We start from the raw sequence: 23479 nt of genomic DNA on the forward strand, positions 1-23479 counted from the left end.
AAATAAGTATTATAAGCGCCCGAAGCAAACGAATGCTTACCCAACTAAAAATGTTTCAAATAGAGCGGGTCATTAGCTCAGTTGGTAGAGCAGTTGACTTTTAATCAATTGGTCGATGGTTCGAATCCATCATGACCCACCATTTTTAAAATGGTTTTCCAACTTGAATACAGCAGTTACACCAGAGCGGGTCATTAGCTCAGTTGGTAGAGCAGTTGACTTTTAATCAATTGGTCGATGGTTCGAATCCATCATGACCCACCACTTTTAAAGTGTCTGGATCGGCGGATTTACGCATGTTTATTATTGAATAAGTTTATGAGCGGGTCATTAGCTCAGTTGGTAGAGCAGTTGACTTTTAATCAATTGGTCGATGGTTCGAATCCATCATGACCCACCACTTTAACGAGTGGTCAGTAACTAAAGTATAATCAATAATTTACGAAAAATAGAATGGGTCATTAGCTCAGTTGGTAGAGCAGTTGACTTTTAATCAATTGGTCGATGGTTCGAATCCATCATGACCCACCATTCTATAAAATTTCTAATCGGCGGATTCACGCATGTAAGCTTTTTTAAACTATGTTTTGAGCGGGTCATTAGCTCAGTTGGTAGAGCAGTTGACTTTTAATCAATTGGTCGATGGTTCGAATCCATCATGACCCACCATTTTATCAAAACATAAGTTTATAAGTTAGCACCAAGAGCGGGTCATTAGCTCAGTTGGTAGAGCAGTTGACTTTTAATCAATTGGTCGATGGTTCGAATCCATCATGACCCACCATTTTTACTTTATAAGTAAAAACTGGAACATCGGCGGATCTACGCAAGCAACATATTTCAGTACATACAATATTAGAGCGGGTCATTAGCTCAGTTGGTAGAGCAGTTGACTTTTAATCAATTGGTCGATGGTTCGAATCCATCATGACCCACCATTTGTTATATTCTTTTTTAAAATTCCATTCTCTTTTTTATAAACAGCTTAACCAGTTTGCTGTTATTTATGCTTTTATTCTCGTATAATTCGCCGTAATTTATACACTGTACATAAGTGGTCGAGAACATGAGTTTAGCGCAAACTATTATGCCTGAAGGCTATATTTTCCCTCCAAAGCCAGCACCGTTAACGAAAGACGAGCAGAGCGAATATAAAGCACGTATTAAGCAATTACTTAAAGATAAAAACGCGGTACTCGTAGCGCATTATTATACAGATCCTGAAATTCAAGCACTGGCTGAAGAAACAGGTGGCTGTGTTGCGGATTCTTTAGAAATGGCGCGTTTTGGTGCGCGACATGACGCTGACATGATCATTGTTGCAGGCGTACGTTTTATGGGTGAAACAGCAAAAATATTAACCCCCAATAAAACAGTTGTTATGCCAACACTTGAAGCAACCTGCTCGTTAGACATTGGTTGTCCAATTGATGAGTTCTCAGCATTTTGTGATCAGCACCCAGACAGAAAAGTTGTAGTTTATGCAAACACATCAACGGCGGTTAAAGCACGTGCTGATTGGATTGTTACGTCGTCTTGTGCCCTTGAGATTGTTGAGCACTTAGACGAGCAAGGTGAAAAGATTATTTGGGGCCCAGATAAGCACCTAGGCAGCTATATTCAAAAAAATACTGGCGCAGACATGATCATGTGGAATGGCGCATGTATTGTTCACGATGAGTTTAAAACTAAAGCACTTAAAGACATGAAAACGCTGCACCCTGATGCTGGCGTGTTAGTCCACCCCGAATCACCTGCTGAAATTGTTGCACTTGCTGATGCGGTTGGCTCTACAAGCCAGCTTATAAAAGCGGCGCAAACAATGCCTAATAAAAAGTTTATTGTAGCGACTGACCGAGGTATTTTTTATAAAATGCAGCAACTCTGCCCAGAGAAAGAGTTTTTTGCAGCTCCTACGGCTGGTGAAGGCGCTTCATGTAAAAGTTGTGCACATTGCCCGTGGATGGCAATGAATGGCTTAAAAGCGATTGAGGAGGCATTAATAGACCCTCTAGGTAAAGAAGTATTTGTAGATATGGATTTGCGTGAAGGGGCACTTAAGTCACTTAATCGCATGCTAGATTTTACAGCTAACATGGCAAAATAATAAAACGCACGATTAATAAAAAGGTTACTGAAGTTCAGTCCCCTTTTTTTGTGCCTAAAAGAGTTATAGTGATTGAAACTCATCATGTTGATGTAATTGGTATGATTAGTGAGCAGTTAAAAGCCAGATACTAAAAATGCCTTGCACCTGAGTAACCTATTTCATACTATAACGCGCTGTTGCAATGCAACACTGTGGAGGAATGGCTGAGTGGCTGAAGGCGCACGCCTGGAAAGTGTGTTTAGGTTAACCCCTAACGAGGGTTCGAATCCCTCTTCCTCCACCATCATTCTATATTAGGACGCCTTATGGCGTCCTTTTTTGTGCACTAAGTTTGCTGTGTGGCTTGTTGGCTATTCGATGTGCTATTTTTTCGGGCATATTTTACTGCATACATTCGTTCATCAGCTAAGGTAAAGCACGCTTTGTAATCAGTGCATTCATTACTGCTGGCAATACCAAAACTTAATCCTGATTCTGGCCACTTTTGCTGTAGCTGAATATGTACTTTATTGAGTGCTTTAGCCGTGTTGCTTTCGATTACAGCAAGGTTCTCTAGTGAGTCGGCATTACATAAACAGATAAATTCATCCCCACCTGTTCGATAAACATCCCCTAAGTTAGCCAATCCTTTTTTAATCAACTTAGTAACGTTAATAAGTAACTCATCGCCACTGGCATGACCTAATTGGTCGTTTATTGATTTCATACCATCACAATCAATAAATACAATTAAATAAAACGTGCCAATAGTATTTAGCTTTTCTTGTAGTAGTAATCGGTTACCTACTTTTGTGAGCGGGTCAATGCGGGATTGTTCAAGGGCATCAATATAATCGTTTTGCTTTATTTTTAACCATTCAGAAAGTGAAAGTAATATACAAATACAATCTATCGCGAGTGCAATTAAAACCCATAACTCAGCCGAGGCGGTTACGATTAAGTTAAGGTGAGCTAAAATAAACACGACAAGAGAAAGGCTATAAATAATATTACCGGTTAAAAAATACTTTGCTCTAAAATCGTTTAAGCTCAACATTTTAAAGCCGAGCACTAACGTTAGTACCACCCATATTGCTGCTAAAGTGTGTGCTAAATAAAATACCCAATGAAAGGGTAGTACTAGGTTTATAAAGCCACTAATAAAAGCGACATAAGAAAAATACTTTAAAAATTGGCTTATTCGTGTTTTTGCAACCGTATGAAAATTAAATAAGTAATAGGCAAAGGCGCTGGCTGAAGATATCGCAAACGAAAAAATATACATACCAAAATAATGTGAGTTTATGCTTTTAAAGCTGTAAAATACGCCAAAAACCCCAGCCGCAAACGCCCAACCAATTCCGTGTAAGCCAATATAACCTGCACAATATAACGCAACGTTTTGACCTGTTTTTAAATAAAGAATGAATGCCATGCAGGCAAGGGTGAGCATAATGGTGATGGACATTATACTGAGTGAATTTATAAAAAACTGCTGGTATATAAATGTAGGCTCATCTAAAAAGGTTACACTCACTGGTTTCGCGTAATGACGTGCATTTAAATAAAGCCACAGTACGCCTTGAGAATTTGTTTCTAGGTTTAATTGAAACGCTTGTCCATGCATTATAATTGCTGACTGCGACAAACTACCCTGAGAAAAATCAGCAATTAAACGAATTCCCTGTGTATCTTGCCAATAAGCAAAACCACCATCTAGGTAGTTTGCTTGGGGTAATACAACCCAGCGTTCTTCATTCAGAGTCGACAGTGGTATTTTAGCAACAGCGGGTCCACGCATTTCAGATAAAGAAACAAGAGGGCTTTGCTTATTTTGATATGCACTGATTATTTGTTCACCCGAAACAGGTGACTTTATATTAACCTGTTGCCAAATAGCGGGCCCAATTTTTTTAATTTGTTCATCATTAAGCGATTGAGCTAATGTACTAAAAGACAATAGGGTCAACAATATACATAAATATAAACTAAATAATCTAAGCATACTCCCCCTTTAATTTGCTTATGTGCTTATGTAAAAAATACTTTATAAGTATTTATATAACCATTTAATACCCAATATGTCAGTTTTTAAGGTATTTCGGCTTTAGGTATTTTTAATATGTAATGCGTTTATTAGTTTTTGTTTTTCAATAGGTTTTGATACGTACCCATCAAAAAACTGTTCATAAAGTTGCTTTTGTTCAGAGAGTACATTGGCTGTAAGTGCAATAACTGTTTGTGATGCATCTATCCTTTTTATGGCTTTACACGCTTCAAAGCCATCCATTTTTGGCATTTGTATGTCCATGAAAATTATATGAGGTGATACCTTTTTGTATAAATCTATTGCTTCATAACCATTATTAGCAATGACTAATTTAGCACCTGTAGGCTCAAGAAAAGAGCTCACAATTATTTGGTTAATTTTATTATCTTCAGCAATCAAAATAACTTTATTACTTAGATCGGGAAAATCTAAATTTTCAGTATTATCAGTGCTTGGTATTTTGTCAGCTTGTTCTAACGGTAGGTATACATAAAACTGGCTTCCAACACCTTCTTCGCTTGTTACTTTTATGTCACCGTCCATAAGGTTTATTAGCGACTTCGTAATTGGCAATCCAAGCCCTGTTCCACCATATTCACGCGTGGTTGAAGACTCTGCTTGTTCAAATCGCTCAAAGAGCCTGTTTACAACATTTTTTGGAATACCAATACCTGTGTCTGAAACAATAGCGCAAACTTGTTCATCGTCAGTTAGTTTAAACTCAACCGTTACACCTCCTTTGTGTGTAAACTTAATTGCGTTGTATATTATGTTTAAAAACACCTGCCTTATTCTTACAGCATCACCACGCCAGTATTTATGATGAATCGTTGATTTAAATTTTAGATAAATATTCTTTTCTTGGGCAGGTACTAATAAATCAGACTCTAAATGATGAATTAATTCGTCCAGCTCAAACACCTTCTGCTCAAGAGAAAGTTTACCGGCTTCGATTTTAGAAAAATCCAGTATATCGTTAATAATAGTGGTTAATGAGCGAGTAGAGTAGAGTGCTTTTTTTAAGTAGTCTGTTGATTTATCATTCATCGGTTGCTCTTGCAGTAACTGCAGAGTACCTAAAATACCATTCATAGGTGTACGTATTTCATGGCTCATGTTTGCTAAAAATTCAGATTTAGTCTTAGAGCTTTGCTCTGCGAGTTCTTTTGCGTGGGCAAGTGCTTGTTCGTGTTTTATTTGCTGCGTTAAATCAAACGCTATACCTAAAAAACCAACAACTTGAGCCCTGTTATTAAGCAGTGATGTAACACTTAAGCTGACTTGAATATGCCTACCTTTAGAGTCTACATAGGTCCATTGGTTAACATCGGGTTCTGTGGGGGTTGCCTTTACAATCAATGTTTCAAACCCTGGGCTAACTATTTTGTTGAGCTCATAACTAAGTTTTTTTGCTTTGCTTACCAGCTCTGTTTCTAAATGAAATATGCTACAGGTTTTTTTGCCTACGACATCATTTGCTTTGTAGCCCAGTAACTTCTCTGCAGCGGGGTTAAACTCGGTAATTAAACCGTTTATGTCGGTAGCTATAATGGAGTAGCTAGCGCTGTCTAAAATGCTGCGCTGTAACATACTAATATCGGCTATTTGCTGGGTTCGTAGCTTTACATCAGTCTCTAGTTTCAAATTGGCTTGTTCAAGAATATTTTTATGTGCCTGCTCGGCTTCACGTCTTAAATTTTCTTTTTGGGCTTTTCTAAAAAATTGTAACTGTATTGCAAGCACAATTAACATAGCAATTAGCGTTAAAAAAATACCATTTACGAGTGCTTGATATTGATAAGGCAAATGCAGGTTTTCAATAAACGCATGAGAGCCATGTAAAGTTATTTGCCACTGACGGCCGATCACATTAGTAACAGTGGATACTTTAAACTCAGTGTTACTTGTTTTATCGCCGTATGTAAAAAAGGCCACATTAGTTGCATCGTTTAGATCGCTAATGGCTAAGTAGTTTTCATTAATATCAAATAATGAGTTTAAAATATTGTCTATGAGCAAAGGGGAATATGCCCAGCCATGGAGCGCTTCTAGCCGTTCACCTTTAGATGAAGACGTGATCTTACTATTATAAATAGGTAATAGAATCAAAAAACCATGATGAGTTTTTTTATCTGCTTGTACTAACGTAATAGGTGCAGATAATTGAGCAGCATTTGCAAAAACTGCGTTTAATGCTGCACGTTTACGAATAGTTTCTGAGCCAATATCTAATCCTATTGCTTGTTTATTGTTACTTTCAGGAAAAATATATTGGATTACAAAATGATCACTTTTGTTTTCAGACAATGTTTTAAAGTTAAATAGGGTATCGGGGCGTTCGCTTTTTGCTTTAGTTATAAAAGAGGGAAGTTCGCTCTGGGTTACTTTTTTTATGTACCCAACGCCGTTAGCTCCCGGAAATTCTTGTGCGTAATCTCTCGCGTTTGAGTAACGTTTAATTGCGTTGTAGTTTAAGTTTTCAATACCAATACCCTGTATAAACCCTTTTAGGCCAAATAGCCCGTATTGATATAGCTCCATTCTGTTGTTTATGCCCACCGATAGGTTTGTTAGCTCGTTGTTTAAAGCCGCTAATACTTTTGTATCTAATGTTTGCTGATGTTGTATTTGTTGGAAGTAGGTGAAAACAACACCCATAGTGAGGATTAAAGCCTGAAGCGAAGTACCCAGTATCACTCCTTTATTAGCTCTAATTTGCAAAGCCATTTATTAATCCTTTTGCATGATATTAGTTGAAGTTATGGGACCTCGTTGTACATTTCAATATAGCATTTAATAGTTAAGTTACAAGTTAAAAACAAACTAAACGCCTTGTTAAATAGTAAGTTGTTCAGTAGTGTAATTGAGTTTTTTAGTGGCAGTAAATATAACTAAGCTGACTTTTTTTAATGATAAAGCATTAAATTTATAGGTTGTATTGTTTTTAGACTATTTTTCGGACTTTATCTGTAATTGTGTTAAAACATTTAAAACCACCTATTTGGGCTAACAACGTGTATACACTCACACAATGGCAAATAAACGGTCAGTTTTTAAATATCAACGGCCAGCAAATTTTTACTAAAATAGCAGGGAGTGCAAATAAACCCGTGCTGCTTTTAATTCATGGGTTTCCAAGTGCTAGCTGGGACTGGGAAGGTATGTGGGATGAACTTACTCAACACTACTTTTTAGTAACACTTGATATGCTGGGTTTTGGGCTTTCGGATAAACCAATAAACGCGACTTATAAAATTACGGAGCAGGCTGATTTATACACGCAATTTTTAAAGCGCTTAAATATTACCGATGTACACATACTCGCCCACGATTATGGTGATACCGTGGCGCAAGAGCTATTAGCAAGACAAGTTGCTACTAAAAGTGAAATACGTATACACAGTGTGTGCTTTTTAAATGGCGGGTTGTTTCCTCAAGCACATAAACCGTTATTTATACAAAAGCTGTTACTTTCAAAGCTGGGCTGGATAGTCCCTAAGCTAATGAGTAAGCAAAAGTTTGCCAAAAATTTAACCTCCATATTTGGTGCAAACACGCCACCCGCACCTGTAGTTATAGATACGCTTTGGGCGCTTTTAAATCACAATAATGGTTTACGTGTTATGCCAAAGCTAATTAATTACATTACACAGCGAAAGCAAAACGAGCAGCGCTGGGTTACTGCAATTATTAATAGCGATATACCGGTTACATTGATTGCAGGTGAGCAAGACCCAATATCAGGGAAACACATGCTCGAACAGTATGAAAAAATAATACCTAATGCCCGCACACAAGGCTTTGCTGAGCTTGGGCACTATCCGCAAGTTGAAGATGCTAAGGCAATCACTCAGGCTTATTTAAATTTTAGAAAGCAGATATAAAAAACGCGGCTACTTTAAAACCGCGTTTATACACCAAACAAGGATGTTATTTAGTATTTTTTCTTTGGTGCTTTTAGCTGTTTTTCAAATTCATCAGGGAATAAAATAGTGCCGTCGTCTTCCTCGGTTGGGAATACTGCAATAAGTAGGTCGTCTTCTTCAAGGCCCGGTGTCCAGCGGCTAAACCAATCAGCGGTCGGAATTGCTTTAGGTGTACAGCCTTCCCACTCACCGGTTGCCCATGCTTGGGCAAATTCCCGCGTTGGCCACACAGGTACACAGTCGTCATCTTCATTGGTAAGCATTACACAGCCGTCGTCGTCATTTAAAATCCATACTTGCTTGTATTGCTGAACGGTTTCAAACATAAACGCGAGACGTTTTTTGGCGCCTAGGCCTAAAATTACGTCGTGTTTGTCGGTTGCATTTTCGCTTGTCATGATGGGCTCACTTTGTTGCTGTCAATTTATATTTATAGCGTACAAGTATATCGAGTTATGTGACACAGTGTTGAAAACTTCACAATTATTTTTGTTATGTAGATCCGTTTTAGAGGTTAGTCAGTATATTTTGAGCAAACATTCAAAATTGATCTTGAATGTTGTCAAAAAGGCCACACTTAGTATGCATACACTTAATCAAGGATTTATAAAATGAACACAGATTTACTTACACCATATCGATTAAACGACACGATTGAACTTAAAAATCGTGTTTTAATGGCACCGCTTACACGTTGTATGGCTGACGAAAATTTAGTGCCAACGCAAGATATGGTTGAGTATTATGCACGCCGCGCAGACACAGGATTAATTATTAGCGAAGCGACAATTATTCGCCCAGACGGGCAAGGTTACCCAACAACGCCAGGCTTGTTTACACGTGAGCAAATTCAAGGTTGGAAAAAAGTGACTGACGCTGTTCATGCAAATGGCGGTAAAATGTTTGCTCAACTGTGGCATGTTGGCCGTGTTGCACATCCACACTTTTTTGATGGTGAAGTACTTGCCCCTTCAGCAATAGGTGTAGAGGGTTCGGTACCCCGTATGCGTGAGCTTACTTACATCACGCCAAAAGCCGCGACAACTGACGATATTAAATCGTTGATAGCAGATTTTGCGAAAGCCGCCGAAAATGCAATAGAAGCTGGGTTTGATGGTGTAGAAATTCATGGGGCAAACGGCTATCTGATTGATCAATTTTTACATTACGAAGCCAATGTACGTGAAGATGAGTATGGCCAAACACCGCAAAACATGGCTAGGTTTGCCCTTGAAGTCACCGATGCAGTTATTGCCGCAGTAGGTAACGAGCGTACAGCATTGCGTGTAACACCTGGCGCTTACTTTAATATGAGCGAAGATAACCGTGACAAAGCGGTTTTTGATTACCTATTACCTGAACTCGAAAAAAGAGAGCTTGCTTACTTGCACGGTGGTATTTTTGATGACAGCACAACATTCGAATCGCTTGAAGGCAAAACAACTTCAGCGTTTTTACGTGCGGGATACAAAGGAACACTGGTAGGCGTGGGTAGCTACAGCTTTGAGTCAGCCAAAGACGCAATTAATGAAGGTAAGTTTGATTTGATTGCTATTGGACGCCCACTAATTGCAAACCCAGATTATATTAGCAAAGTAACTAACGGCGAAGAGTTAGTGCCTTACAGCGACGAGATGCTGGCTGAGCTTAAGTAATTTGTAGTAATTAAATGAAAAAGACACTTAATAGCTTTATTAAGTGTCTTTTTTTTTACATGTTTTCGCCATCGTTCTCTCATATTTGTTTAATCTTTATGTCAATAAAACAAAGCGTTATTGTCATATTTTAAAATCATACTGTGCCCGTTTTCATAATAAACCATTAATAAAATCAAACGGGACAACAATGTACGCTTTAAAGAGTAAATCGATTTTGAGCATGGCCATTGCCATGGCGGTATCAACATCTGCTTATGCTAACGACGACACCACTATTGAAGAAGTTACTGTTGTGGCAAAGCCAACCAGTTACGCTAATAATGTGATTGAACCTGCCATGTTAGAGCAGCAAAGCACGGTTTCAAGTGTTTTGTCGGTTATTGATAATTTGCCAGGCATTAGCATAAACGAAGGTGATGCATTTGGCGGTGACGATTGGTCTACCACCATTACCATGCGTGGTTTTAGTATTGACTCAAACCAGCAACAGTTAGGTATGACAGTCGATGGTATTCCAAATGGCGGCTCTAATTATGGCGGCGGGGCAAAAGCAAATCGCTACCTAGACTCTGAAAACCTTGCAACCGTTGAGGTCGGTCAAGGCACCTCTGATATTAAGTCGGCATCACTTGAAGCGCTAGGCGGTACATTTAACTTTGTAAGTAAAGCGCCAAGCCTTGAAAAAAGCACTACTTTTGCGTACACATCAGGTAGTCACGATGCAACACGATACTATTTAAAACACGAAACGGGTACGCTGTTTAATAACACCCAAGCTTACGTTAGTTACTCACAAACCGATACCAGCCGTTGGATTGGCTCGGGTAGTAATGGTGGTAAAGACAACCAACACGCCGAAGCTAAATTTGTTACCACGTTAAGTGATTTAACCATTACTGGGCGCTTATCATACGATGACGTTAGCGAAACAAATTACAACAGTGTAAGTTTGGCCCAATTTGAGCAAACGCCTGACTGGGATCAACTGACGTGGAATTGGACGGGCGTTCCGCATTTTGACCAAATGTTTGCAGAAGGTTGGGGCACACTTCGCGAAAATACGCTAGCGTATGTAAAGTTTGAATATGCTCTTTCGCCAACATCTTTACTTACTGTTAGCCCTTATTATCATAAAAACTCAGGGCGTGGTGATTGGATCCCACCTTATTTAACAACCCCAGTAGATGAAAACGGTGATCCAACAACTGAGGGCGGCACTAACGCGGGCTCGTATGGTTTTGTAGATAGCGATGGCAATCCACTTGCGCCTAACGAAGGCTGTACCGCTAGTTTAAGTTGGCCGTGGGAGTCGGGACCTGGCCTAAACCCGGCGTGTTACGATGCTGGTGCAACACCGGTTATGTCGTATCGTCATACCCATTACAAAAAAGACCGCCTAGGTGTAACAGCCAATTACCAAGCTACATTTGGTATGCACGACATAGAAGCTGGCTTTTGGTATGAGCAAAGTGACCGCGACGAGTCGCGTGATTGGCACAAAGTGATTAATGCTAGCATTTACCACCATTTTGATAGCACGCCATACTGGACTCAATACAAAAATACGTTTGAGGCAGATACGCTAAAATGGTACGCACAAGATTCAATGGTATTTGGCGATTTAACACTCAACGTGGGTGTAAAAAAATACCTTGTTGATATTGAAAAGTTTGACCATTACCAAAATGCCACAACCGCTAAAGTTAATAGCGACTCTGACGTGCTATTTAGTGGCGGTATTGTGTATCAATTAAATAATTCAACCGAGTTATTTGCCAGTTACAGCGAAAATTTTGCAGCCATAAAAGATGGTGTACTTGAGCGCGACAGCTCAGATTTATCAGCGATTGAACCCGAAACGGCTGAAAATATTGACCTAGGCGTTCGTTACCAAAACGACGCACTTAAACTGACCGCTACAGCCTATTCAATAGAGTTTGATAACCGCATTACCTTTATAGCACCAGGCAGTGACACAGGCGGTATTGACTACACCATTGGTACAAATGGCTCTTACTTAAATGTAGGCGGTATTGAATCACAAGGGTTAGAGCTTTCAGCAAGTTACATGTTAAGCCCTGATTGGAGTTTTTATAGCTCGTATACAAATAATAATTCTGAATACAAAGGGGATGCACCTGGTTTTGAAGCCGGTGAAAAGGTTATTGACTCTGTAGATGACTTATTTGTGCTTTCAACCGATTACTACAGTGGCGATTTCCGCTTTGGTTTGTCAGCTAAATACACCGGTGAGCGTGGCGACGTAGATAGCTACACTGTGCTTGATTTAAATGCGGGTTACGCAGCACAAGTTGATGCGGGTCCATTTAAAGCCATTGATATTGCTTTTGTTGTTTATAACGTGACCGACGAAAGCTATTTAGCTGGCGGTACAGGCAACGGCACTACTTACTTTATTGGTGCACCACGCACGGCGGCGGTTACCTTTACCGCAACATTTTAAATAATCAATAACGTTAATATTAGCCCATCACATTGATGGGCTTTTTATTAAACGCAAGGTGAGAAAAACATGCAAACAATATTGAAAGTAATTGCAGCGAGCTTTATTTTACTTGCCAACGCTGTGTGCGCGAGTGACACAAACGTTGTTCTTGTGACCCTTGATGGCGTGCGCTGGCAAGAGGTATTTAGTGGTGCTGATAAAAACCTTATTACCAATAAAGACTTTGTTAAGCAGCCGAGCCAACTACACGATGAATTTTGGGATGAAAACCCTCAAAAACGTCAGCAATTATTAATGCCTTTTTTAACGCAAACGATTGCAAAAGACGGTGTTATTATTGGCGATAGAAAAAAGGGTTCTACAATGTCGGTAAGCAATCCGTGGTATTTTTCGTACCCCGGTTATAACGAAATTTTAAGCGGCGAAGTAGATGTAAACATAAACAGCAACGATAAAGTTTATAACCCTAATAAAACCATTTTAGAGCGTTTAAACACACACCCTGAATTTAAAAACAGCACCGCGTTGTTTGGTAGTTGGGATGTGTTTCCATACATTGTAAATACCCAGCGCAGTAACGTTTATGTAAACGCAGGCTTTATGCCGATTGAAAACAATTTATTTGATAACGCCCCACTTTTAAATGCACTGCAAAAAGAGATCCCCAGCCCGTGGGTCAATGTACGATTAGACAGTTTTACCTACCGCTTTGCTAAAGCCTACATGTTGGCCAAACAACCCAAGTTGCTGGTAATAAGCTTAGGTGAAACAGATGATTTTGCCCACGATGGTCACTACGACGCCTACTTAAAATCAGCCAAACAAAGCGATGCATTTTTAAAAGACTTATGGCAAACCATTCAAAGTACCCCAGGTTATAAAAATAAAACGACGCTTATTATCACAACCGATCACGGCCGCGGTAGTAATGCAAACGATTGGCAACATCATAGTTCTAAACAGGCATTAGCTAAATCAGCGCAGGGTAATAAAGCATTTCCAGAAGGGATTATTGGTTCAGAGCATATTTGGCTTGGCGCTATTGGCCCTGCAATTAATGGAAATGGCTTAATAAAAATTAACAATGTTAAACAGGCGCAAATAGCTGCTACGGTGCTTGAGGCACTTGGGCTACAACCTTACAAAATAAACCCGAATATGGCACCCGCTATTAAAGAGATCTTAAAATGAAAATGCGATTAAAACCTGTTTTATATTCAACACTTGCGTTAGTTATAAGCTCAAGTACGATGGCTGCGCCATCAAAAATATTGTTTGGCTCGTGCGGGCATCAAGATAAAGACATTCCAATATTCGACACTATAAATAAAGAGCAGGGCGATTTATTTATATTTTTAGGCGACAATATCTACGGCGATACCAACGACATGTCTGTACTTGCCAATAAATATCAAAAATTAGGCGCAAAATCCGGCTTTAAAACCCTAAAAGAAAATACACCCATCATTGCAATGTGGGACGATCACGACTTTGGTCAAAACGATGCCGGAAAAGAATACCCGCATAAAGAGCAATCGCGCCAAATTATGCTCGACTTTTGGGAAGAGCCCGCCAGCTCTGAGCGAAGAACACGTTCAGACGGTATTTACACCTCGTATACGTATGGGGAAGGCGATCAAACTGTACAGGTGATCATGCCTGATTTACGCTGGAACCGTGACACACTTAATCACGTAAGCGAGCTTGAGTATTACACCAAGCGTAAGTTAAATAACCAAGGCCCTTATAGCCCAACCGAGGTTAAAGGGGCATCTATGCTAGGTGAGGCGCAGTGGCAATGGCTCGAGACTGAGCTTAAAAAGCCAGCCGCAATTAAGCTTATTGCATCAAGCCTCCAATTATTGCCTGACTTTACTGGCTGGGAATCATGGGCTAATTTTCCAGAGGATCGCAATAGGTTATTTGCGCTAATAAAAAAACATAAGGTCAATGGGGTGGTGATCATTAGTGGCGACACGCATTGGGGCGAAATATCTAAATACGATCAAAACCTAGATTACCCGCTTATTGAAATGACCAGCTCAGGCTTAACAGAAAAATGGAAAGACGTTAGCCCAAATAAACACCGTGTAGGCGACTTCACTCATAACGTAAACTATGGCGATTTAAGCATAGACTGGGAGCAAGCCGACCCGGCTATTTCACTAAAACTTAAAGGCATAGACGGCAAAGTCATTATGCAAAGTAACTTTGGCCTCTCAAGTATTAGCCCTTATAAATAACAGCGCTATAAAATAACAAACGCACAGTGATTAAAAAGTGATTAAAGTAAGTTCTGTGCGTTTATTTTTTGTTTAACTACACGCTAACTTGCTGTTTTATTGACGCCATTTCTCCCTTATTGCTACCCCTATAATTGAAAATATCTTACACTGGTTTTACTTCAAGTAAGGACCGTGTCGTATGCTCAATATTATTCAATCAAACCGTATGGAAGCCCTGCAAGCACAGTTTCATCAACTGTTAAAAGTAAGCCCATTGCAAAGCCCGTTCGACAAAGAAGTGGTGCTGGTGCAATCGCCGGGTATGTCGCAGTGGTTAAAAATTGGCTTGAGCGAACATTTAGGGATAGCAGCGCAGGTTGATTTTCCATTGCCATCTAGTTTTATTTGGCAACTTTACCAGCAACTACTGCCTAATGTGCCTAAAGAGTCGGCTTTTAATAAGCCAAACCTTGCTTGGAAATTGTTTTCAATTTTGCCTACTTGTATTGACGAGCCGTTGTATTTACCTCTAAAAACCTATTTAGAGGGCGATATTGATGGCCAAAAAACCTTTGCTCTATGCGAAAAAATAGCCGATGTGTACGACCAATACTTAATGTACCGCCCACACTGGATAGCCACGTGGGATAGTGGCCGTGATGAACTTGATGATGTAGATATAACGATTGCGCCTTGGCAACCCGATTTATGGCGTCGTATAGTCAAATTAAGCAAGCAGCTGGGGCAAAGCCAATTTCACCGTGCCAATATGCAAGGGCAGTTACTCAGTGCACTTGAGAGCATGGATAGCAGCTTATTACCAAAACGCATTAGCTTATTTGGTATATCGGCCATTGCTAATTCTCAGCTTGATGTGTTTGAAGCATTGAGCAAAAAAACAGAGGTGTTTTTATTCTTTTTTAACCCGAGTGAACATTACTGGGGCGACATAATTGACGAAAAAACAGCGGCAAAAATAAATGCTAAATATGCCAAAATGCCGCTTATAGAAGCTCAGCAAAAAAAGCAAACTAACCCAGATGAAGACTATTACTTTATAGGTAACCCACTTTTATCGTCGTGGGGGAAATTAGGTCGCGATTACTTTGAGCAATTAGTACAACTAGATGCCCGCTGGATTGATGGTTTTATCGATGCGTTTGATAATACATTGCTTGGGCAAGTGCAAAGCGAAATTTATCAACTTGCGTTTAAAGGGGAATCGCTTACCGATAACAAAGAGTGGTTTATAAAAGATGAAGGTAAATTACCAGTAAGTGCGAACGATACCAGTATTACCCTTAGCGATTGCCACACACCGCTTCGAGAAGTTGAGCGATTACACGACTATCTACTTAATTTATTTAACCAAGACCCGGCGCTTACTCCCAAAGACATTATTGTAATGATGCCTGATGTAGGCACATACAGTCCTTATATCGAGGCGGTATTTGGTGGCGCACAGGGCAGCCGATACATTCCCTTCGCATTAGCGGATTTAGCAATAGAACAAGAAAAACCCGTGCTAAGCTCATTTGCAAGCTTAGCTAACTTACCGTTCTCGCGCTTTGGCGTATCAGATATTTTAGATTTACTGCAAGTCACCCAAATAGCCGAAAAGTTTGGTTTAGAAGCCCATGAGTACGAGCAAATACAATATTGGCTTGAGCGCGTAGGTGTTAAATGGGGCATAAACGGCGAACATAAACACAGTTTTGATTTACCCGCCATTGAGCTAAATACGTGGCAGCATGGTTTAAACCGTTTATTACTGGGTATTGCCATGCGAGACGAACAGTGCCCATTTAATGGTATATACAGCGCCGATGAAGTAGAGGGAATGGCACTTGATACGCTTAATAAGCTGGTAGATTTTATTGATGTACTACAAAACTTTAAAGCCAAGCTTACCCCTGACGATACCCTTACTAATAAAGCGCACATTTTAAGTGAGCTGCTAGGTGCTGTTTATGAAAGTGAAAGCGACGATAGTTGGGATTTACTCGTGCTGCAAAAAGTGCTTGAAGATATTCAAAAGCATCACGATAACGGCGACTACAATCAAGCGGTGTCGCAGCGTATAGTTAGCTATTTAATAAAACAAGGTATACAAGAAAAAGGCGTAGGCCAGCGATTTTTGGTCGGGCAAGTCAACTTTTGTACCCTAATGCCTATGCGCGCTGTACCGTTTAAAGTGGTGTGTATGCTAGGTTTAAACGACGCTGATTACCCACGTAACGTGCAACCTATTGGTTTTGATTTAGTGCCGCATTCAAAAAAGCAAAAAGGTGACCGATCACGAAAATTAGATGACCGCTACCTGTTTTTAGAAGCGCTACTCAGTGCCCGCGATAATCTTTATATGAGCTATATTGGTCGCTCGTGCTTTGATAACCAACCCCGAATGCCATCAACCTTGGTGAGCGAATTATTAGAATACATAGGGCGTAGCTTTACGCTAAGTGATGATTCAACTAAAACCTTGCCTGCATGTTTAATTAGCCAGCAACACTTGCAGCCGTTTAACAGTCACTACTACCAAGCTGACGAAAGTAAAAATAAACTGCTCAGTAATCATAGTTATAACCCAATTTGGCTGCCAAATGAGCCTGTTTTACCAGAACCCGTTACCGCACTTGATGTAAACGCCCCTGAGCAGCTAGAGCTTGATGTGTTTATACGCAGTATTTGCAACGCACAAGAGAGCTTTTACAGTCAAACCTTGGGTTTACGCTTGCCGCAATTTAACGAAGTGGCAAAAGATGAAGAACCATTTAGCCTAGATGCATTAAGCCGATACTTTTACTTAGATGAAATTTTAGAAGCCAACATAAATAATACCCCAATTAGTACTGAACAAATTTTACAGCGTGGGGCTTTACCGCAAGCAAATGTGGGCAGCTTAATTTTACAAGGTATGGAACATCGTATTGACGCACTTGCCGGGCAAGTAAAAGAGCAAATAAAAGCGGGTAAAAGTGAACCTGTTGAAGTGTCGTTTAATATTGAGGGTACACAAATTCAAGGCTGGCTTAACCATATTTTTATGCACAAGCAGGTGTTTTATCGTAGCGCGAGTATTAAAGCCAAAGACATGATTAAAGGCTTTATCTATCACCTTGTGGCACAAAGTTTGGGGTATGAGCTGGAAACGTTATTACTGGGGCTTGATAAACAAATTAGTTTTGCACCCATGAGCAAAGCCGATGCTGATTTAATTTTGGCTGATTGGTTTGAATTATACAAAGCTTTGCGAAAAGAGCCCGTGGCATTTTATCCAGTAAGTGGTTACGAATACATAAAAAGTGGCGGCGACATGGCAAAAGCTATGAACAAATTTAGCCCGCAATACATAGGCCGAGGTGAAGGTGAAAACCCCTACATTCGCTTAACAGTGCAATCGCTTAACGACTGCCAAGACGAATTTATTAGCTGGAGCGAAAAACTACTCGCGCCGTTATTTGAGCATGCTAAGGAGAGCGACCATGCAAGCGCTTAATCCACTCACTATGCCACTTAAAGGGCAAAGTTTAATTGAAGCCAGTGCTGGCACCGGTAAAACGTATACCATTACCGGGTTATATTTACGCTATTTACTTGGTATGCAAATACCGGGTGAGCTCAATCTTCCTCTGAGCGTGGAACAAATTTTGGTGGTGACATTTACCGACGCCGCCACTCAAGAAATTAAAGATCGCGTGCGTAGCCGAATTATTGCGGCGCGCGATGCATTACTTGGCCAAGACCCAAACGATGAGTTAATAGAAGGCGTAATAGCCGCAGTAGATGACAAACACCGTGCGTTTGATTTACTCGATGCCGCTGCAAAATCGATGGACGAAGCGGCCATATTTACCATTCATGGCTTTTGTCAGCGAATGTTAAAACAACATGCTTTTGAGTCAGGTGTTGCATTTAATTTAGAATTTATTGTAGATGAGCGCGACATACTGCTCGAAACGATTAAAGATTTTTGGCGCGCATTTGTATACCCACTTAGCAAAGATAAAACTAACGCCATATTAGAGGTATTTGCAGCACCAGAGTCTTTATTTTCGCAGGTGGCAAGTATTTTAAATAAAGCCAATGCGACCGTTACACCGCAAATTAAGCTAGACGATGTATGGCAAGCTCGTGATGAATACCTCGACCTTGTTCCACAGTTTAAAAAAGATTGCCAAGAATGTGCATTTACCGATGCCATTAAAAGCTCTGGCTTAAATGGCGCTAAAACGCCAGCTCGCAAAGCAAGCCTTGCAGCGCTTGATGCATTTTGTGCAAACGATGAGGTGTTTTTTGAATTTGGCACCAATAAGTATTCGTTTGAAATTTGGAGTAATGAAAACTTAAGTGATGCGGGTAATTACAAAAAAAATCAGCCCTTGTTCACGCATCCTCTATTGAGTCAGTTTGATAAATTATCAGCGCTTAACAACACTATGAACCAAGGTTTAAAAATAGCTTTAGTACAAGAAGCCGCACGCTGGGTAAAAGCTGCCATTGTTAAGCGCAAGCAAGAGCAAAGTGTAATAACGCCTGACGACTTGCTCACTAATTTATACACTGCGCTCAATAATGAACAAGGTGATGTACTTGCGCAAAAAATTGCGCAGTTGTTTCCGGTTTCAATGATAGATGAGTTTCAAGATACCGATCCGATTCAGTATGGTATTTTTAGTAAAATTTATGGCCAAGCCAATACCACACTTGCCATGATAGGCGACCCTAAACAAGCTATTTATGGTTTTAGGGGCGCAGATATATTCACCTATATAGGTGCAAAAGAGGCGGTAGACGAGCCACAACAATTTACATTGGGCACTAATTTTCGCTCAAGCAGCGATATAGTAAACAGCGTAAATAGCCTTTTTAGTAAACACGACAACAGCTTTATTTATAACGACGCCATACCATTTAATAAAGTAAATGCTAAAGGTAAAAAAGCGGAAGACTCTTTTTTAATTGATGGTAAACCAGCCACTGCCTTTGAATTTAACGTGTTTGTAGATGAAGCCGCAGATGAAAAAAATAAGCCTACCAGCAAAGGGGTCGGCCAAGCACACTTAGCCACCTATTTTGCCAATAAAATAGTGACCCTACTTGAACACGCTAAGCAAGGCAAAGCGTGCATTGGCAACACACCAATCAGTGCGGCAGACATCTGTATTTTGGTACGAGATCGCGTTGAAGCGCAAATAATGAAAAAGGCACTGAGCGAGGCTAAAATTGCTAGTGTTTACTTATCGCGAGACAGCGTATTTACCCAAGAGTTAAGTCATCATTTACTTAATTTTTTAACGGCATTACATGGTCAATATGACGAGTCACTGCTTCGTGGTGTGCTTGCAGGACCGTTATTTTGTTTAAGCTATAACGATATATATTTGCTTGCCGATAACGAGAACGCTTGGCAAGAACACCTAAACTTTTTTGCCCAACTTAGCCATATTTGGCATAAACAAGGGGCAATGGCCATGCTTGAGCGATTGCTAAGCCATAATCAGCTTAGTGCTAAATGGCAAGGCTTAGGCTATAACGTGGAGCGATGGCTTACCGACTTTAGGCACCTTGGTGAAATATTGCAGCAAAAACAAATTGAGCTTGAAGGTACATTGCGTTTACTGCGCTGGTTTGCGCAAAAGGTAAGCCAACAAGATGGCGAAACCGTGCAAGTACGTTTAGAAAGTGATGCCAACTTAGTCAAAATTGTGACGATGCACGCCTCAAAAGGGCTCGAATATCCATTGGTATTTATGCCCTTTGCCAGTGGCTATCGAGAAACTAAAGAAGCGCTGTATCATAAAAATGGCAAACTCATTTATGATTTGAGCAAGGATGAAGACGCACTCCAACAGGCTGAAAAAGAGCGCCTTGCAGAAGACTTACGTTTATTGTATGTGGCACTTACCAGGGCTGTGCACTTTTGTGCCTTGGGTGTTTATAACATAGGGCAGGGGCAGAGTAGCCGCTTAGCGATTCAAAGTAGTGCATTAGGGCACGTATTATTTTCGGGGATAGAGGTGACCAGTAGTCAGATATGGCGCACCCATTTAATTGATTTTTGTAAAGCGCATTCAGCCATGGCTTACCATCAATTTACCTCTGAAGATTTACAATCTCAGGGGGCTTTGCAATTTATTAATACCAAGGCAGCCCAGCAAACATTGAGTGTAAATAATAGTAAGGCTCACATTGAACGCGATTGGCGTGCAACCAGTTTCAGTGCTTTGAGTTTTAAAAAGCACAGCGACCAATTAGCGCCAGGGCGAAGCGATGAAGATCACGAAAAAGACGAATTTGCCGTGCAACAAGACGAACTCCCATCACCTTTCAGTTTTCCAAAAGGGGCAAAGCCAGGCAGTTGTTTGCACGAGATTTTAGAGCAAATAGATTTCACAAGCCCAGTTGTGCACCCAACTAACAGCGAGCAAAATTTATCCCAAGTGATAAAACGTGCCTTTGAAAAATACCATATTAGCGACACATGGCAGCCGATTGCCCAGCAGTGGATATTAGATGTACTCAATTGCCCATTAAATACTCAAAATAACTTGAGTTTAAGTACACTAGCGCCGAGTGATTGCTTGGTCGAAATGGAGTTTAATTTACCGCTGACGAGTTTAAGTGCCCCCAAACTTAACGAAGTGCTCATTAAGCACTTTGGTTTTGTGCAAAGTAAGCTGGATTTTTCTCATGTTAAAGGGCTTTTAAAAGGCTTTGTGGATTTAATATTTTGCCACCAAGGTAAATATTACATTTTAGATTATAAATCTAATTACTTAGGTAACACGCCTAAAGATTATGAACCCGAACAGCTAGAGCAAGCCATGAGCAGCCATCAATACCATTTACAGTATTTAATATATACCGTAGCGCTGCATAGACTATTAAAACAACGTATTAGTGACTACTCAATTGAACGCCACTTAGGAGGCGTGTACTACACCTTTTTGCGAGGCATGCCAGCTGGGCAAGGTGTCTTCTTTAATAAATTGACGTTAGAGCAAGTAACTATTTTAGATGGCTTATTTAGCCAAGGAGCCATGCTATGAGCGAGTTAAATCAGCAGCCGGGTTTATTTGACGCGCTAGATGATGAAGTTGAACAAACGTCTTCATCTTATGAGCAAAATACAGTGTCTAATAGTGTGGTTACTGAACTGCCATTGCTGGATTTTTTACTGGCTGAAAATCGAATACGAGTCGTTGACGTAAAACTTGCGCAACTACTCTCAAATACTCATGAAACAACCCATAATGAGCTGTTTTATATTGTTTTATTGTTATGTATAGCCCAGCAAAGCCAACATAGTTGCTTAACATTAAACACCATAGATTGGGCTAATCCGTTTAATTTGCGCCAAAGCGACTTTAATAAAATTGAAGGGAATATTCCCGATATATTTAGCCCATTTGCACAAGGGTTTGACCAACAAGCTGCCTTTACCTACTTGCAAAACCATCAAAGCGTCGGGGATGCCAAGCCACTACAATTATTTGACCAACGCCTTTATTTTTCGCGTCTTGCTGCCTATGAGCAAATACTTGCAGAGCGTTTGTTAGCAATGAGTGAGCGACCGCTTAATGTTGATAACCAAACTCTTGCAACCCTATTGCAGCATTATTTTGAAGCGCAATCAGAGGCAGGCATTGACTGGCAAAAAGTGGCGTGCGCCATTGCAGCAACTAAAGGGTTTAGTGTAATAACCGGTGGGCCAGGCACAGGAAAAACAACCACGGTAACTAAGTTGCTGGCTATATTGCAATCGCTTTATAAGTCGGCGCCATTAAGCATAAAGCTGGTGGCCCCAACAGGTAAAGCCGCGGCAAGGCTAAGTGAGTCCATTTTAGGGGCTAAAAACCAGTTAACGAGTATACCTGATGATATTAAAGCGCTAATTCCTGATACCGCGCAAACTATTCATCGTTTATTGGGGGTAAAACCGTTTACGAATAAATTTAGACACAGCCAAGGCAACCCACTGCATTTAGATGTGTTGATTATTGATGAAGCAAGCATGGTGGATTTATCACTAATGGCGAAATTAATAGAGGCCTTGCCTGCGCATGCTCGATTAATATTGCTCGGTGACAAAGACCAACTTGCTTCAGTTGATACTGGCAGCGTAATGAGTGATATATGCCAAGGACTGACCCTTGGGAGCACACCAAGCTATTCAAACCAACGATGTAAGGAATTAAATGCGCTTTGTTTTAATAACCAGCCAACATTAACACCGCAGGAAAATAGCCCATTCAAACTAGCCGATTGCATTGCATTTTTACAACGCAGTTACCGCTTTGACGCTAAAAGTGGCATAGGCCAATTGGCATTAGCAGTAAACACGAACAATAGTGGTTTATTAAATTATGTAGAGCAAGAGAGTGTTGAAGGACGCTTTAATGATGTTATTTTGGATTACGACTTTATAGGTAAACCAATAGAGAACCTAGTAAATCGAGCGGCTAAACATTATGCACACTATTTAAATTTAATTGCCCAAGGTGAGAGTGTAGCTAAAGTGCATGCTGCGTTTGCAGGGTATCAATTACTGGCCGCAGTAAAAGAGGGCGACTACGGCGTTAATAGTTTGAATCAACGCATTGAACGTACCCTGCAGCAACAAGGGTTGATAAATGTAAACCCAAATCAGCGTCATTATAATGGTATGCCTATAATGGTGAGCCAAAACGATTACCAATTAAAGCTTTTTAATGGCGATATTGGTATTTTAATGAATGATGAAGCTGGGCAGCTTAAGGCTATATTTATTGACGAGCAGGGCAGCACACGTGCATTTTCACCGGCGCGTTTACCCGCCCACGATAAAGTATTTGCAATGACCATACATAAATCACAAGGGTCAGAATTTAGCTATACCGCGATGGTTTTACCACCACTGCAGCAAGCAAGTGTTGGAGTTAATCGCCAGCTTGTTTATACCGGTATTACCCGTGCTAAGCACACGTTTGAGCTAGTTGCCGACAAAAAAGTGTTGCAATTGGCAATGAACAAAACCGTATCGCGTTCATCCGGTTTATATGAGCGATTACAAGTGAAATAA

The 23479-nt window shown here is 40.3% G+C and carries 12 protein-coding genes and 8 tRNA genes; 17 read left to right on the forward strand and 3 right to left on the reverse strand.

The annotated features are described in order from the left end of the window. Positions 1 to 66: 66 nt before the first annotated feature. The 9 genes from CWB62_RS14750 (at position 67) to CWB62_RS14790 (ending at position 2393) form a co-directional block, all read left to right on the forward strand. Positions 67 to 142 (forward strand) — tRNA-Lys (locus CWB62_RS14750). A gap of 46 nt (positions 143 to 188) precedes the next feature. Further along, positions 189 to 264: transfer RNA gene (locus CWB62_RS14755), tRNA-Lys, on the forward strand. 60 nt (positions 265 to 324) lie between these two features. Beyond that, positions 325 to 400: transfer RNA gene (locus CWB62_RS14760), tRNA-Lys, on the forward strand. Between the two features lie 55 nt (positions 401 to 455). Next, positions 456 to 531 (forward strand) — tRNA-Lys (locus CWB62_RS14765). Positions 532 to 593: 62 nt separating this feature from the next. Then, positions 594 to 669 (forward strand) — tRNA-Lys (locus CWB62_RS14770). A 39-nt stretch (positions 670 to 708) separates the two neighbouring features. Continuing rightward, positions 709 to 784, forward strand: a tRNA-Lys gene (locus CWB62_RS14775). A 78-nt stretch (positions 785 to 862) separates the two neighbouring features. Beyond that, a tRNA-Lys gene (locus CWB62_RS14780) sits at positions 863 to 938 on the forward strand. A gap of 128 nt (positions 939 to 1066) precedes the next feature. Continuing rightward, positions 1067 to 2107 (forward strand): quinolinate synthase NadA, encoded by a 1041-nt coding sequence (nadA, locus tag CWB62_RS14785; protein WP_138530222.1) that lies wholly within the window; start codon positions 1067 to 1069, stop codon positions 2105 to 2107. A 196-nt stretch (positions 2108 to 2303) separates the two neighbouring features. Further along, positions 2304 to 2393, forward strand: a tRNA-Ser gene (locus tag CWB62_RS14790). Positions 2394 to 2435: 42 nt separating this feature from the next. Here the strand turns inward: CWB62_RS14790 and CWB62_RS14795 are convergent. Together CWB62_RS14795 and CWB62_RS14800 are read right to left on the reverse strand one after the other, a co-directional pair. Continuing rightward, positions 2436 to 4094, reverse strand: coding sequence for a GGDEF domain-containing protein (locus CWB62_RS14795; RefSeq protein ID WP_138530220.1), 1659 nt, complete (start codon positions 4092 to 4094; stop codon positions 2436 to 2438). A gap of 102 nt (positions 4095 to 4196) precedes the next feature. Further along, positions 4197 to 6866 (reverse strand): CHASE domain-containing protein, encoded by a 2670-nt coding sequence (locus CWB62_RS14800; RefSeq protein ID WP_138530218.1) that lies wholly within the window; start codon positions 6864 to 6866, stop codon positions 4197 to 4199. Positions 6867 to 7153: 287 nt separating this feature from the next. On the opposite strand from CWB62_RS14800, the gene CWB62_RS14805 reads away from it, so the two are divergent. Continuing rightward, on the forward strand, positions 7154 to 8023 hold the full coding sequence (locus CWB62_RS14805) for an alpha/beta fold hydrolase (RefSeq protein ID WP_171034619.1): 870 nt from the start codon (positions 7154 to 7156) through the stop codon (positions 8021 to 8023). Positions 8024 to 8073: 50 nt separating this feature from the next. Here CWB62_RS14805 and CWB62_RS14810 read toward each other — a convergent pair whose 3' ends face one another. Then, positions 8074 to 8463, reverse strand: a complete 390-nt coding sequence (locus tag CWB62_RS14810; protein WP_058406011.1) for a DUF2750 domain-containing protein — start codon at positions 8461 to 8463, stop codon at positions 8074 to 8076. A gap of 213 nt (positions 8464 to 8676) precedes the next feature. On the opposite strand from CWB62_RS14810, the gene CWB62_RS14815 reads away from it, so the two are divergent. The 7 genes from CWB62_RS14815 to recD all read left to right on the forward strand — a co-directional run bounded on the left by CWB62_RS14815 (position 8677) and on the right by recD (position 23479). After that, on the forward strand, positions 8677 to 9720 hold the full coding sequence (locus CWB62_RS14815) for an alkene reductase (protein ID WP_058406012.1): 1044 nt from the start codon (positions 8677 to 8679) through the stop codon (positions 9718 to 9720). A 190-nt stretch (positions 9721 to 9910) separates the two neighbouring features. Next, on the forward strand, positions 9911 to 12187 hold the full coding sequence (locus CWB62_RS14820) for a TonB-dependent receptor domain-containing protein (RefSeq protein WP_138530214.1): 2277 nt from the start codon (positions 9911 to 9913) through the stop codon (positions 12185 to 12187). 69 nt (positions 12188 to 12256) lie between these two features. Then, on the forward strand, positions 12257 to 13381 hold the full coding sequence (locus CWB62_RS14825; protein ID WP_138530212.1) for an alkaline phosphatase family protein: 1125 nt from the start codon (positions 12257 to 12259) through the stop codon (positions 13379 to 13381). After that, positions 13378 to 14433 (forward strand): alkaline phosphatase D family protein, encoded by a 1056-nt coding sequence (locus CWB62_RS14830; protein ID WP_058406015.1) that lies wholly within the window; start codon positions 13378 to 13380, stop codon positions 14431 to 14433. The genes CWB62_RS14825 and CWB62_RS14830 overlap by 4 nt, the downstream gene beginning before the upstream one ends. Positions 14434 to 14614: 181 nt before the next feature. Further along, entirely contained in the window at positions 14615 to 17914 is a 3300-nt protein-coding gene (gene recC, locus CWB62_RS14835) for an exodeoxyribonuclease V subunit gamma (RefSeq protein ID WP_138530210.1), read from the forward strand. Further along, positions 17901 to 21467, forward strand: coding sequence for an exodeoxyribonuclease V subunit beta (gene recB / locus CWB62_RS14840; RefSeq protein ID WP_138530208.1), 3567 nt, complete (start codon positions 17901 to 17903; stop codon positions 21465 to 21467). The genes recC and recB overlap by 14 nt, the downstream gene beginning before the upstream one ends. After that, positions 21464 to 23479, forward strand: a complete 2016-nt coding sequence (recD, locus tag CWB62_RS14845) for an exodeoxyribonuclease V subunit alpha (protein WP_138530206.1) — start codon at positions 21464 to 21466, stop codon at positions 23477 to 23479. Before recB ends, recD begins: the two co-directional genes overlap by 4 nt.

It is taken from the genome of Pseudoalteromonas sp. S408, from assembly GCF_005886645.1.
Classification (GTDB): domain Bacteria; phylum Pseudomonadota; class Gammaproteobacteria; order Enterobacterales; family Alteromonadaceae; genus Pseudoalteromonas.

Excerpts from the sequence above, each read along its gene's own strand:
- nadA (WP_138530222.1), top strand. The coding sequence starts at position 1,067 with ATGAGTTTAGCGCAAACTATTATGCCTGAAGGCTATATTTTCCCTCCA.
- CWB62_RS14795 (WP_138530220.1), bottom strand. The coding sequence starts at position 4,094 with ATGCTTAGATTATTTAGTTTATATTTATGTATATTGTTGACCCTATTG.
- CWB62_RS14800 (WP_138530218.1), bottom strand. The coding sequence starts at position 6,866 with ATGGCTTTGCAAATTAGAGCTAATAAAGGAGTGATACTGGGTACTTCG.
- CWB62_RS14810 (WP_058406011.1), bottom strand. The coding sequence starts at position 8,463 with ATGACAAGCGAAAATGCAACCGACAAACACGACGTAATTTTAGGCCTA.
- CWB62_RS14815 (WP_058406012.1), top strand. The coding sequence starts at position 8,677 with ATGAACACAGATTTACTTACACCATATCGATTAAACGACACGATTGAA.
- CWB62_RS14820 (WP_138530214.1), top strand. The coding sequence starts at position 9,911 with ATGTACGCTTTAAAGAGTAAATCGATTTTGAGCATGGCCATTGCCATG.
- CWB62_RS14825 (WP_138530212.1), top strand. The coding sequence starts at position 12,257 with ATGCAAACAATATTGAAAGTAATTGCAGCGAGCTTTATTTTACTTGCC.
- CWB62_RS14830 (WP_058406015.1), top strand. The coding sequence starts at position 13,378 with ATGAAAATGCGATTAAAACCTGTTTTATATTCAACACTTGCGTTAGTT.
- recC (WP_138530210.1), top strand. The coding sequence starts at position 14,615 with ATGCTCAATATTATTCAATCAAACCGTATGGAAGCCCTGCAAGCACAG.
- recB (WP_138530208.1), top strand. The coding sequence starts at position 17,901 with ATGCAAGCGCTTAATCCACTCACTATGCCACTTAAAGGGCAAAGTTTA.
- recD (WP_138530206.1), top strand. The coding sequence starts at position 21,464 with ATGAGCGAGTTAAATCAGCAGCCGGGTTTATTTGACGCGCTAGATGAT.